Here is a 13,728-nt window from a genome sequence, read left to right as displayed (position 1 = left end):
ATCGAAGGTTTTTCGCAGCTTTCTCATCTCCTATATTGCCATTCTGCTCATTCCCACCATCGGAGGATACATATCCTACTTAACCTCCATCTCCGTAACGCAATCCATTTCGATAGAGAACAGCATCGTTCAGCTCGAGAAAAGCCAGGAGCTGCTGGAACACAGGATGGCGGAAGTGGAAGGGATGACGCGGCAGCTGGCGATCAATCAAGACCTTAACGTGCTTCTCAACGATCATCTTGCCCAAAGGGATGTTTACGGCATATGGAGAACGATGCGCAATGTGCTGACTTTCGGTCAAACCAACGATTTTCTTCAGCATTACTACATCTATTTGGCGAACTACGACTTGATCGTAACGTCGGGCTCTTCTTATCGGCCGGAGCATTATTATGAGTTTTTTCATTATGACGATCTCAGTTTTGAGGAATGGAAACAACAGATCCTGGAGAAAGCCCATCGCAGTGAAATCAAACCGCTCTCTTCCTTTTCGGAAAGGGACAACGAAACCTCGGTCATCACGTACATGCAATCGCTCCCGCTGGACAGCTTTAACGATTCCTCCCCGGCCAATGTTGTGGTCGTGATCGATGCACGGACGATTGCCGGATTATTCTCGGGGTTAACCGACAACTACGGCGGCTGGGTGCACATCCACGACGGGAACGGGAATACGCTTGCTCTTCAAGGAAACATGGAATCCGATGTAAGCCAAATCATGAACGATCCGGCATTCGATCAGAACAAAACCAGCCAGTTCTACAAGAATGACCTTGTGATCACCACGCGCTCCGATAAGAGCGGTTGGGTCTATCAGGCCGGCATCCCCCGCAGCGCCCTAATGGAGAATGCCGATCAAATTAAACAAGCGTCCTGGTTCATTACCGGAGGCGCCATGATCGTCGGGCTGCTGTTCGGGTTGTATTTGGCTCATCGGAACAGCGTGCCGATCCATCGAATGATTAGCATCATGAAAGAGCAGTTCGGCAGGGATGAGGTGACGGAGCGCAATGAATTCGACTTTTTGAGCGGGAATATTTCCAATATGATCAGCAAAAACAAACAGCTGGAAAACGAGCTGACGCGTCAGCTGCCGTTTGTCCGGGATGCTTTCCTGAGACGGCTGATTGCCGGCGAGTTTGAATCGAGGGACGAAATTGCTTCCGCTGCCCAGCAGGCTGATATTGCCTTGCATAACGGAAAAGGCTATGTCGGCATCCTGCAGATCAAAGGATATGCCGGCATGGACAGCGTGGAGATCCTGAACGAGCTTAACGCCGCCCGGCTTCTCATGAAACAGGCCTTTTCCGAAATCGCCGGGACGCTGCCCATGACGGATCTGGGCTCGGACAAAATGGTGGTTTTGTTCTTTGCCGACCAAGAACGAGAGCCTGGACCGGATGAAGAGCTTCGAATTACGGGGTTGATCGAAACGCTGACGAAGCAGGTGCTGCATGAATATAAAATGTTCCTCCAAGCCGGTTTCGGCGATCCGTTCGATTCGGTCTCAGAGGCGGGGCAGTCATTTGACCAGGCCAAGCAGGCTCTTGAATATGCCGTCTACATGAATCAAAAAGAGACGGTGTGGTACCGCGAAGCCCGAATCGTCAATACAACGTATTACTACCCGCTGGACACCGAGCAGCGCTTGATCAGCACGATACGGGCAGGAGAGCTGGAAGAAGCCGAGAAGATCGTCAATCTGATCATGGATCAAAATCTCCATCAGCGGGAGTTATCCGTCGAGATGAAGCACCAGCTGGTAGGTGAAATCAAAGGAACGTTCCTTAAGTTAATGGATCAGAAAATTTTTGCGGAGTCGGAATGGTTTGAAAGCATAAAAAGGCGCATCATCGATATCGGCTTTACCGAGCCGCTGGAGTCGATCCATAACGAAATCCGCGCGATCATGGGAGAGCTGTGCCGATATATTTCCAATAAAAAGAAGGACTCCCATGCCAAACTGATCAGGCAGATTTATGAATATACCGAAGCGACGTACGCACATCCGGATCTCACCTTATACCGCGTGGCTGAGCACGTGGAGCGGCCGGAGAAATACATCTCCCAATTGTTCAAGGAAGTAACCGGAGTCAATTATTCCGATCATCTGATCAAGGTGCGGATGGATCGGGCGGCCATTCTGCTTGCCGAGACGAACCTCACGGTCGATGAAATAGCGGCTCAGGTGGGCTATAACAGCTCCCATTCGTTTCGCAGGGCATTCAAGCGGCTCATCGGCATTTCCCCGAGCGCTTACCGTCAGTCTCATGAGGTCGTGTAAAGGGTTGATCCTCGCAAGCCGCATTGTCGCTTTGGACGATGCGGCTGTTTGGGCTAAAGAAAACGCGAATACCCGGGATTTGGCCCCTGACGAGACAGGATGGCCTATGGAAAAACGGTTATTTGTACGCCAAACGACCGAAGTGTACCTGTTCAAAGGCCGGATTTCTCGCCTATGATCGACACATAAAGAAAACGCTATCAAATCAATGCCGACACAGCATCTGTCATTTCATTAGGGGGGATTATTCTGGAGAAGCCATTGGTAATCGAGTCGGAGCCTGTTATCCATACCAACACCAGCACCGGCTATTGGCATGTTGCACGAAAGAGTTTGAGGAAGCATTGGCAGCTGTACCTGCTCGTGATTCCGCCGCTGCTGTTTTTCCTGATATTTAAGTACTATCCGATGCTGAATGCCGTTCTTGCCTTCAAGGACTACAACGTCATCAAGGGAATATGGGGCAGTCCCTGGGTAGGCTTCAAGCACTTCGAGCTGTTCTTCGAGAATCCGTTATTCTGGACGCTCGTCAAAAACACGATCATTCTCAGCGGTTATCTCATCTTAGCCGGGTTTCCGATTCCGATCGTGCTGGCGTTAATGATTAACGAGATCCGGGGCGGCCGATTCAAAAAATTCGTCCAGCTGGTATCCTTCGCGCCGTATTTTATTTCAACGGTGGTCATGGTGTCGATCATCATGCTCTTTCTGGCCCCGCGGCTGGGCTTTGCCAACGTGGCTTTGAATTTTTTCGGACTGGAGACCGTGAACTTTCTCGGCGATCCCGGGATGTTTCGTTCCATCTACGTATGGTCCGATATTTGGCAGACGGCAGGTTACAGCGCGGTGATCTATTTGGCGGCATTGGCCGGCATTGATCCGACCCTGTATGAAGCGGCGAAGGTGGACGGCGCCTCGCGCTTCCAAAAGATCCGCCATGTGGATCTGCCGGGCATTGTGCCGACCATCGTCATCATTTTGATTCTGAATGTCGGCAACGTGATGGCGCTTGGATTCGAGAAGGTCTATCTGCTGCAAAATCCGCTGAATCAGGTGAACTCCGAAATCATTGCAACGTATGTGTATCGGATTGGGCTGCTGAATGCCAACTACAGCTTTGCAACCGCAGTCGGCCTCTTCAATTCCGTGATCAACCTCATTCTGCTGCTGACCGTGAACGGATTGGCTAAACGAATGACCCATAACAGCATTTGGTAAGGAGGAGCTATCGCATGGCAGTTCAACAAGCAGGCACAAGAAAAATCAAGGAGTCCGCAGGCGACCGCATCTTCCTGACGACGGTATACATCGTTCTCTTTCTGGTCGTTATTGCGGTATTGTATCCATTGATTTATATCATCAGCAGCTCCATCAGCAGCCCGGCGGCCGTTACTTCGGGTCGGGTATGGTTGTGGCCGGTCGATATTTCGTTCGAAGGCTTTCGGGTCCTTTTTAAAACGCCCGAGATTATGACCGGATACGCCAATTCCATTTTCTACACGACGGCTGGCACGATCATCAGTGTCGTGTTGACCATCATGATTGCCTACCCGCTGTCGCGCAGATCGTTTTTCGGACGCAACGCGTTGATGATGATCATTACGTTTACGATGATATTCAGCGGGGGGCTGATACCGACCTACATGGTCGTGCGGGAGCTTCATCTGATCGACACACGCTGGGCGCTGCTCATTCCCAATGCCATTTGGGTGTGGCAGGTGATTATCGCCCGATCTTTCTTTCAGTCTTCCATTCCGGACGAATTGCAGGAGGCCAGCGAGATGGACGGCTGCAGCGACATCCGTTTTATCTGGAGCATCGTCCTCCCGTTGTCGAAGCCGATTATGGCCGTGCTCGTGCTTATGTATGCGGTCGGCCAATGGAATGCGTACTTCGATGCGTTGATTTACTTGAAAAGCGCCGACTTGTTTCCGCTTCAGCTGATTCTTCGAAGCATCATCATTCAGAATAACAGTTCGGGAACGATGGATGCTTTAGCCATGGTTGAGAGGCAGCAGCTTGCCGAACTCCTTAAATATGCGCTGATCGTGGTTGCCACCTTGCCTGTGCTGGTCATTTATCCGTTTGTGCAGCGCTATTTTGTGCAGGGGATGCTCGTAGGTTCCGTGAAAGGCTGATCGCTATTTGAGGGGAACGGCCGAATCAGGCCAAGGGAACTTGAGCTTGCTTATGTTGGAAGGGAGGTGAGGCTCCGTATCGTGTAAAGCTAGTCGTTTGCGTGTTGACTCTAATGAAAAAGGGAGCGATTCCATTTGAAAAAAGGCCTATTCAGCATGCTCATGCTGTTATTGGTGAGCAGCATCGTGATGGCAGGTTGCTCAGGCAAAAATACAGAAAGCCCGAGCAGCCCGAAGGGCGGAAGCGCGTCCGGCAGTTCGGACAGCTCGAAACCCGTGGAAATCAGCGTTTTTGCCGTACAGGAATCAGGCATCGATATTCCGGTGAACAAATTCACCAAGCATATCGAGGAACAGTTTAACATTAAATTTAATTGGCAGATCAATCCCTCGGACGGCGCCAAGGAGAAACGCCAAATTTCTCTGGCCAGCGGCGATTATCCGGATGCATATCTGCTGACGCACTATATCGATGAATTCTCCCAAGCGGATGTGCTCAAATACGGTCAGCAGGGAGTGCTCGTTCCCCTGAACGATCTGATTGAACAGCATGGGCCGAACATTAAAGCGGCCATGGAGGCTACGCCGGAAATGAAGGCGCTTGTTACGGCCCCGGATGGGAATATCTACGGACTAGGCGCATACACGGAATGCTTCCACTGCTCCTATCCCAACAAAATGTGGATCAATACCGAATGGTTGAAGAAGCTGAATCTCAAGGAACCGAAAACGACCGAGGAATTCAGAAGCATGCTGCAGGCATTCAAAACGCAGGATCCGAACGGCAACGGGAAGGCGGATGAAGTGCCCCTCAGCGGTTCAACGGAGGATTTCGGCGTTCGAATTATCCCTTATCTGATGAACAGCTTCGTTTACGACGACGACCGCAACTACTTGACGATGAATGGCGGCAAGGTCGAGTCCGCGGCGATCACGCCGGAATGGAAGGAAGGGCTCACCTATATCAAATCGTTGTATGACGAGGGATTGATCGATCCGGGCGCATTCACCCAAAATGCGGAGGCATTCAAGAAAATCGGCGAGAATGCGGACGCTGAAATTCTCGGCGCCGGTGCCGGCATGCACCCGGCCATCTTCGTGAACATCGATCCGGGCAACACCCGTTCGGCGCATTACAATCCGCTTCCGCCGCTAAGCGGACCGAACGGAATTTCATACGCAACCCATGATGCGGGCGGCGTATCACCGGGCGCAAAATTCGTGATCACGAACAAAGCCAGTGAAGAAGCCCGGGTAGCATTGATCAAGATGGTGGACTACATGTTTACGCCGGAAGGCCAAACCAATGCCGCAACCGGCATGAAAGGGATCGATTGGACAGACCCCGAGCCCGGCGATCAAGCGCTCGGCGAGGGCGTGACGCCGATGGTCAAGACCATTCCGACGAAGGAAGGCGAAACGCCGCATAATGCGGGTTGGAGCGGAATGGGCCATTTCTATATGCCGAAGGAGTATCGCGATACGTGGGTGCAGGGAACCGATATTTATGCATCCGACGGCTATGAGCGCAGATTGTATAATGCTTCGCTGCTGTATCAAGGACATGAGCCGAAGGAGATCTTTCCGATCTGGTCGATCTGGATCGATCCGAGCGTCATCGATGAAGCCAGCATGCTTCAGACCAACCTTAAAAACTATATTGAGCAAAACCAGCTGCAATTCATTACGGGCAACAAGGATCTGAACAAGGATTGGGACGCTTACGTCAAAGGATTGAAGGATCTGAAACTGGATCGTTATCTCGAAATTTTGCAGACGGCTTACGATCAATCCGCCAAATAATCGAAGGATTGCTAAGCAACTGCGGCTGTCATGAAGTCATTCCAACATCCATATGCGGGTGCCGGTCTCAACCGATCGGCCACTCCGCATTTTCTCTGTTTCAAGGGTTTCTATGGAGAAGACACAGGAATGAAACGAGGGAAGGTGATCATGTGTCGGATTATAACAAAGGCAGGGACCGTACCGCATTCATCGTTCATCGCGAAGGGCTGCCTCATGTTAAAGCCAAACTTGCAGGGAAAGAACAGGTGACGGTTGCCTTTCTGGGCGGATCCATCACGGAGGGAGCCGGCGCTTCAGCGGCCGATAAGACCAGCTGGCGTGCTTTAACGGCTCATTATTTAAGAGAACGTTTCGGAAGTTCGCGGATTCGCTCCATTAACGCAGGTGTCGGGGGGACGGATTCTTCGCTGGGAGCTCACCGTCTTCGAGAGCACGTGCTGAGCGTCGGGAACATCGATTTGCTATTCGTGGAATTCAGCGTAAATGACGGGAGCGACCGGGAAGAATCCATTAGAGGAATGGAGGGAATTGTACGCCAATGCCGTCGTCTGTCACCCGGAACGGATCTATGTTTCATTTACACCGGGTCGGAGCGAAACCTGGCCCGTATCCGGCCGTATCCCATTGCCGTTCACGAAGAAGTGGCCGAGCATTACGGCATTCCTTCCGTCGATTTTGCCGCCGGCATTTATGGCATGCTGACTAACGGTGAGGTCGCTTGGTCATCGCTTGCACCTGATGGATACCATCCGAACGATGAGGGGCATGAGATATACGCCGGTTTTTTGCAGGGATATTTGAAGGAGCTGCTGTCGACAGAGGGTGACTCCTTGATGCTCAATCATTGCGGACATTTGCCCGCAGAACCGCTGCTGGCGGGGAACTACGAATATGCCGAAATGCTCCCATATGAGCTAGCCGATTATACCGGGGATTTTCAAATCCGGGAGCTGCCGTCAGGTTCAAAGCTCATGAATTGGCGTTACGCGACAGATCACAGGTACTCCGATCATCCGGACACTTCGTTTACGTTCACCGTGGTGGGACAAAGCAGCGGACTGCTGCTGTTATGCGGACCCGACACCGGAATCTTTGAATACTCGATCAACGGCGGGTCCATCGTACCGGTCAATCCCTTCGACGAGTGGTGCTTGAACGCTTATCGGCCAGTCAGCGTACACTTTCCGAGACTGCAGGCGCGCAGGCCGATTTCGGTCATGGTTCGCAATACAGGACTCAAGGATAAGCGAAGCCAGGGTACGGGCATGCGCGTGCTGAAGCTGCTAGCGAATTAGGCGTAATCGCGGATTTTTCGCGATGGGTCTCACCAAGCCCGCAAAGGGCTGTTACTAGTAATGGGAGGTGTTGTCACTGCATATGCCTGGAAATCAAAACACTACAGCTCCGATTATCCTTTCCTTGCGGGATTACGAGGACTCGAATAACCCGGATGCGCAGCCTGCCATGAAACGCGCGATAGAAGCCGCCAGGGCAATGGAAGGCTCGGTCATTCTGGACATACCGCCGGGCTGCTATCATTTTTATCCTCAATCGGCCGATCGGGAAGCGTATTATATCACGAATACAACCAGCGAGGAAGAGAATCCGGATGTGACCAAAACGATCGGGATTTGGCTTAAGGATCTGCACAACGTGACGCTCGAGGGGAACGGCGCTTTGTTTGTTTTCCACGGAAAGCAGACGATGCTTGTCCTCGATGGCTGCACGAATATTGAAATTCGCAACCTGCACTGGGATTACGCCGCCCCGACCGTGACCGAAATGACGGTGGATCGGTGCGCCGATGCTTATCTTGAGGCAACCGTTCACCCGGATTCACGCTATGATTGCGCTGACGGCATATTCGAATGGGTGGGCGAAGGCTGGCGTTTTCGCGAAGGACCGATGCAGTTATGCAGTGCGGATTTGGGTGCTGCCTGGCGCGTGGACAATTGGCTGGAGCGGGTGGTGTTTACCGAGGAGCTGTCGCCGCGTCGGCTTCGGTTTCATTTTGGAAATCAACCCCCTCCGCACATGGCTCCCGGTACGATCGTGCAAATGCGCGACGGCATTCGGGACCAGGTTGGCATGTTGATCACCCAAAGCTCCGGGGTGACGTTCAGCGACGTGGGTCTGCATTTCATGCATGGACTGGGCGTGGTTGGACAGTTCAGCGCCAATCTGACCTTTGAACGCTTGGATCTGACGCCGCGTCCGGAGACCGGCCGCACGGTGGCGGGATTTGCGGATTTCATCCACTTGTCGGGCTGCAGGGGGAAGGTCTCGATTCGGAATAGTCGGTTTGCAGGGGCGCATGATGATGGGATCAATGTCCACGGCACCTATCTTCGGATCGTTGGTAGACCAGACTCCAATCAATTGCTTGTCAGGTTTATGCATCCGCAGACTTACGGATTTTCTGCTTTTCTGCCGGAAGATGAGGTTGCGTTCGTAAACGCGGATACGCTGAACCCTTACGCTTTCGGACGAGTCGCCGCTGTCGCCATGAAGTCGCCGCGCGAATGGCTGCTCACGTTGGAAAACGCGGTTCCCGCTGACATCGGAGAAGGGGACGTCCTTGAAAATATGACTTGGACGCCGGAGGTCGAAATTGTCGGCAATACATTCGCCCGGATTCCCACGCGCGGAATTCTGGCCACGACGCCGCGGCGGATCGTGATTCGGGATAACACCTTCTTGAACATGCAGATGAGCGCGATACTGGTCGCAGCGGATGCATCTTCCTGGTACGAATCGGGCGCCGTAACGGATATGAGCATCGTGGATAACCGGTTTGTGAATTGCGGCGGTCCCGGACATGCCGTGATACGGATTGCGCCGGAGAATAAACAATATCATGCAGCCGTTCACCGCAACATTCGGATCGCGTGCAACCGCTTTGAAACGACCGGGGAAGCTTGGTTAATGGCAAGAAGCACGGAGGGACTGATATTCCAAAATAACGTGATTCGGATGCAGGAAAAACACGCCCTTGCAGGGAATACCCGTACGGACGAACGCGTCCTTTTGGAAGCCTGCACGGGAACGGATATTTCCTGTAATGACTTGGAGCATGACGAATTGAAATAAAGGAGGCAAGGCGAGTGGGAGCAAACATGAAATTGCAGTATGTGAAACCGGCGACGGTCTGGACCGAGGCGCTGCCGATCGGCAACGGACGTCTTGGAGGCATGGTTTACGGCGGCGTGGAGCGTGAAACGATCAGCTTGAACGAGGATACGCTCTGGTCCGGTTATCCCAGGGATTGGAACAACCCGTCTGCACGGGAAGCGCTGCCGGAGATCCGGGAGCTGGCAAGCCAGGGGCGTTATATGGAGGCAGATCAGCTAGGGCGCAAGATGATGGGGCCCTATACGGAATCTTACCTGCCGTTAGGAGACTTATGCCTCAGGTTTGATCATGGAGGCGTGTTTCATTCTTACCGAAGAACGCTGGATATCGCCAATGCCGTTCAACGAACGGAATACCGCATCGGCGAGGTGACCTACACAAGGGAATGCTTTGCGTCCAGCCCGGACCAGATGATTGCCTTGCGGTTAACCTCGAGCGCTGCTTGCGCCCTGAACTTTCATGCCTATCTGGAAAGTCCGCTGCGTTATACCGTAAAGACCGAAGAAGATATGTACGCCATGTCGGGATTTGCGCCGGAACGCGTCGAGCCCAGCTACGTTTTCTCTGATCGTCCAATCCGTTACGGCGATCCTGAACATACCGCTGCAATGGCCTTCAACGGTCGGCTGGCGGTGGCCGAAACGGATGGCCGCGTTACCGTAGATGCAGCTGGCATTCATGTACTGGATGCGAGCGAAGCGGTCATTTACTTCACCGCGGCCACCAGCTTCAACGGATTTGACCAAATTCCAGGTCACCGCGATGGCCGAGATCACCCAGCGGCTGTCGCCTCGGCTATAGCTGCGGGGACCATGAAAGCCGCATGCAGCCAGTCTTGGACAGAGCTGCGCGATCGGCACATCAACGATTATCGCAGCCTGTTTGACCGCGTCAGCCTCCGATTAGGCGAGGCGCTGGCTGCAGAAGATATGGACACGGAGGAGAGAATCGAGCGATTCGGTGCCCGGGATCCAGGCTTGGTCGAGCTGCTGTTCCACTATGGCCGCTATCTCCTGATTTCAAGCTCCAGGCCCGGAACGCAAGCAGCCAATCTTCAGGGGATATGGAATGCCTCAACCCGGCCGCCGTGGAGCAGCAATTGGACCTTAAACATCAATGCGCAAATGAACTATTGGCCCGCGGAGGTATGCAATTTGGCGGAATGCCATCAGCCTCTGCTGGAGCTGATCAGAAGCCTGTCGGTAAACGGTGCGGAAACCGCCGCCGTCCATTACGGCACCCGGGGCTGGACCGTTCATCACAATACGGATATCTGGGCCCATACCGCACCGGTCGGCAATTACGGGGACGGCGATCCTTCCTGGGCGCTTTGGCAAATGGGAGGAATCTGGTTAACGCAGCACTTATGGGAGCATTACGCATACAGCGGCGATGAAGCTTATTTACGATCGTTCGCTTATCCTCTGATGAAGGAAGCTTCTTTATTTGCTTTGGACTGGCTTATAGAAAACGACGCAGGCCATCTCGTGACCTCGCCGTCGACCTCGCCTGAGCATAAATTCCGCACGTCTGAAGGGATGGCGGCCGTCAGCGAAGGGGCGACCATGGATATTTCCCTCATATGGGAGCTGTTCACCAATTGCATGGAAGCCGCCGGCATTCTCGGCGTGGATGAGGAATTCCGGGAGGAATGGAGCAGCAAACGCGAACGTTTGCTGCCTCTGCAGGTCGGCCGATACGGCCAGCTGCAGGAATGGTCCCATGACTCCGAGGATGAGGACGTATTTCATCGGCACACGTCCCACCTGGTCGGGGTTTATCCTGGACGGCAGCTATCTGCGGAAGAAAGCCCGGAACTGTTTGCAGCTGCCCAAACCTCTTTGGAGCGTCGCGGGGAGGAAAGCACGGGCTGGAGCCTGGGCTGGCGGGTGGCGCTATGGAGCCGATTCGGTGACGGCAACCGTGCGCTCCGGCTGTTAACCAATATGCTGAGATTGGTGCGGGACGGGGACTCGGAACGTTACGATCATGGAGGTGTGTATGCGAGCTTATTAGGAGCGCATCCTCCTTTTCAGATCGACGGCAACTTCGCAGCTACAGCGGGAATTGCGGAAATGCTGCTGCAGTCGCATCGCTCCTTACTCGTGCTGCTGCCGGCTCTGCCGGATGAATGGCCGGAAGGCGAGGTACGTGGATTGCGGGCACGAGGCGGCTTTGAAGTCGGTATTCGCTGGAAGAATGGAAGACTGACGGAGGCAGAGATCATGTCTCGTTTGGGGAATGTATGCAGCGTAAGCATAAGTAATGGACTTGGAAATGGGATTGCGGTTTACCAAGGCGATGCCAGCATTCCCGTACAGGCCCCCGCCAAAGGCGTAGTTTCATTTGAAACAGAACAGGGCTTAACCTATCGACTGGTCACGGATCACGCAGGGGAGCCCGGAGCTTGATCGGCATAATGGAGACCTTTTCGATGGTATCCATACATTATACTATGTTAAAAAAAGACTCCTTCAAGGAGTCTTTTTTACGTGAACTCAGAAGAAAATTCCAATTAAATTATTATTTTTGTAGTCGAAACGTCCTGGAAGTGGGTATTAATTGTTAAACGGTTGACAACCTGTATATACATGTATATGATTTTCCTATATGCAACCTGTATATACAAGATGACGAGGAGGACCCAGTTACATGCAGAACCCAGGAACCCAATCTCAAGATTGGTGGAGAACTTCGACGGTTTATCAGGTATACCCGAAGAGCTTCAACGATACAACCGGCCGGGGAACCGGCGATATACGCGGGCTCATGGAAAAGCTTGATTATATAAAGGGACTTGGCATCGATATCGTGTGGCTCCAGCCGGTGTATGTTTCTCCGCAAAATGATAACGGTTACGACGTCGCGGATTATTGCAGCATCGATCCTGCATACGGGACGATGGACGATTTCGATGAACTTGTTGCCGAATTAAAAAAGAGAGACATGCATTTGATGATCGACATCGTCGTGAATCATTCTTCGACCGAGCATCGATGGTTTAAAGAAGCCATTTCCTCGCGCGATAACCCGTATCGCGACTATTACATCTGGCGGGATCCCGCGGAAGACGGCGGCCCGCCGAATAACTGGCAATCCAAGTTTGGAGGCCCGGCGTGGCAGTATGACGAGGGGACAGGGCAATATTACTTGACATTGTTTGACAAGACGCAGGCCGATCTGAATTGGGAGAACGAGAAGGTCCGGGCGGAGGTCGTGGACATTCTCACGTTCTGGGCGGACAAAGGCGTCAGCGGATTCCGGATGGATGTCATCAATCTCATATCGAAGGATCCCGCTTATCCCGATGATGACGGTTCCGTGGCGCCGGGCGACGGGCGCAGGTTTTATACGGACGGCCCCCGCGTGCATGAATACATTAAGGAATTGAACGAAAAAGTGTTCAAGCCTTACAATCTCGTCACGGTAGGAGAAATGTCCTCCACAACCTTGGAGCATTGCATTCGTTACTCGAACCCGAAGGAGAACGAATTCTCCATGACGTTCAACTTCCACCACTTGAAGGTGGACTACCCCAACGGGCAAAAGTGGGCGCTCAAGCCTTACGATTTCGAAGAATTGAAGCGGGTGCTTTCCGATTGGCAAATCGGCATGCATAAGGGCGGGGGCTGGAATGCTCTTTTCTGGAACAACCATGATCAGCCGCGGGCGCTGACCCGGTTCACCAATGATGGCGAATACCGCTCGGAAAGCGCAAAAATGCTGGCTACGACGCTTCACGGATTGCAGGGCACGCCATATGTGTATCAGGGTGAAGAGATCGGCATGCCCGATCCGAAATGGAATGACATATCCGAGTTTAGGGATGTTGAATCGCTAAACATGTACACCATTCTCCAAGAGAAAGGGAAGACGCCGGAGGAGGCTGCGCATATCGTCAGGGTGCGCTCGCGCGACAACTCCAGATTACCCATGCCTTGGCATGACGGCGATCAAGCAGGATTTACGACGGGGACGCCTTGGATCAAGCTCGATGAGCGGTATCCGCTGATCAATGCGCAATCCGAAGTGGATAATCCGCAATCGATCTATCATCATTACCGGAAACTGATTGAAATGCGTAAGAACCTTCCGGTGATGACGGACGGTGAATATGTTCGCTTGGATGAAGGGCATCCCGAATTATATGCGTACGCAAGAACGAACAAGGAGCAGACGCTTGTTGTCATTTCGAATTTCAGCGACCGGGGCGTATCGTTCGAGCTTCCTGAGGAGATGCATGATCATCTAACCGAAAGTCGATCGGTTCAACTGTTAATCGGCAACACAACGGAAGAACCCAAGCTCACGCCAACAGTTGCCCTACGACCGTATGCTTCCTATATGTGGCTTATTCACAACAACTAA

Annotated in this window: 8 protein-coding genes; all 8 read left to right on the top strand. The window is 52.8% G+C overall.

Annotation, left to right across the window (positions count from 1 at the left end; genetic code table 11):
- Nucleotides 1–166: 166 nt before the first annotated feature.
- The gene (locus RB298_RS17695) at nucleotides 167–2,284 is read left to right on the top strand and encodes a helix-turn-helix domain-containing protein (protein ID WP_375119646.1); all 2,118 of its coding nucleotides are present in this window, start codon (nucleotides 167–169) and stop codon (nucleotides 2,282–2,284) included.
- Nucleotides 2,285–2,545: 261 nt separating this feature from the next.
- Nucleotides 2,546–3,502 carry an ABC transporter permease gene (locus RB298_RS17690; protein WP_486047775.1) on the top strand — a complete coding sequence of 319 codons (957 nt, stop codon included), beginning with the start codon at nucleotides 2,546–2,548 and terminating at the stop codon, nucleotides 3,500–3,502.
- 14 nt (nucleotides 3,503–3,516) lie between these two features.
- Nucleotides 3,517–4,422 carry a carbohydrate ABC transporter permease gene (locus RB298_RS17685; protein WP_009592960.1) on the top strand — a complete coding sequence of 302 codons (906 nt, stop codon included), beginning with the start codon at nucleotides 3,517–3,519 and terminating at the stop codon, nucleotides 4,420–4,422.
- 135 nt (nucleotides 4,423–4,557) lie between these two features.
- A complete protein-coding gene (locus RB298_RS17680; protein ID WP_486047773.1) occupies nucleotides 4,558–6,225 on the top strand; it encodes an extracellular solute-binding protein in 1,668 nt (555 codons plus the stop codon).
- 152 nt (nucleotides 6,226–6,377) lie between these two features.
- Entirely contained in the window at nucleotides 6,378–7,523 is a 1,146-nt protein-coding gene (locus tag RB298_RS17675) for an SGNH/GDSL hydrolase family protein (RefSeq protein WP_486047771.1), read from the top strand.
- 82 nt (nucleotides 7,524–7,605) lie between these two features.
- Nucleotides 7,606–9,318 (top strand): right-handed parallel beta-helix repeat-containing protein, encoded by a 1,713-nt coding sequence (locus RB298_RS17670; protein ID WP_486047769.1) that lies wholly within the window; start codon nucleotides 7,606–7,608, stop codon nucleotides 9,316–9,318.
- Between the two features lie 26 nt (nucleotides 9,319–9,344).
- On the top strand, nucleotides 9,345–11,771 hold the full coding sequence (locus tag RB298_RS17665) for a glycoside hydrolase family 95 protein (protein WP_486047851.1): 2,427 nt from the start codon (nucleotides 9,345–9,347) through the stop codon (nucleotides 11,769–11,771).
- A 241-nt stretch (nucleotides 11,772–12,012) separates the two neighbouring features.
- Nucleotides 12,013–13,728, top strand: a complete 1,716-nt coding sequence (gene treC / locus RB298_RS17660; RefSeq protein ID WP_486047767.1) for an alpha,alpha-phosphotrehalase — start codon at nucleotides 12,013–12,015, stop codon at nucleotides 13,726–13,728.

The organism is Priestia sp. BR_2 (genome assembly GCF_041954005.1).
Classification (GTDB): Bacteria; Bacillota; Bacilli; order Paenibacillales; family Paenibacillaceae; genus Paenibacillus_AQ; species Paenibacillus_AQ lautus_A.
This window is presented reverse-complemented; position numbering and strand designations above follow the sequence as displayed.

Excerpts from the sequence above, each read along its gene's own strand:
- treC (WP_486047767.1), top strand. The coding sequence starts at position 12,013 with ATGCAGAACCCAGGAACCCAATCTCAAGATTGGTGGAGAACTTCGACG.
- RB298_RS17695 (WP_375119646.1), top strand. The coding sequence starts at position 167 with ATGGCGGAAGTGGAAGGGATGACGCGGCAGCTGGCGATCAATCAAGAC.
- RB298_RS17670 (WP_486047769.1), top strand. The coding sequence starts at position 7,606 with ATGCCTGGAAATCAAAACACTACAGCTCCGATTATCCTTTCCTTGCGG.
- RB298_RS17665 (WP_486047851.1), top strand. The coding sequence starts at position 9,345 with ATGAAATTGCAGTATGTGAAACCGGCGACGGTCTGGACCGAGGCGCTG.
- RB298_RS17685 (WP_009592960.1), top strand. The coding sequence starts at position 3,517 with ATGGCAGTTCAACAAGCAGGCACAAGAAAAATCAAGGAGTCCGCAGGC.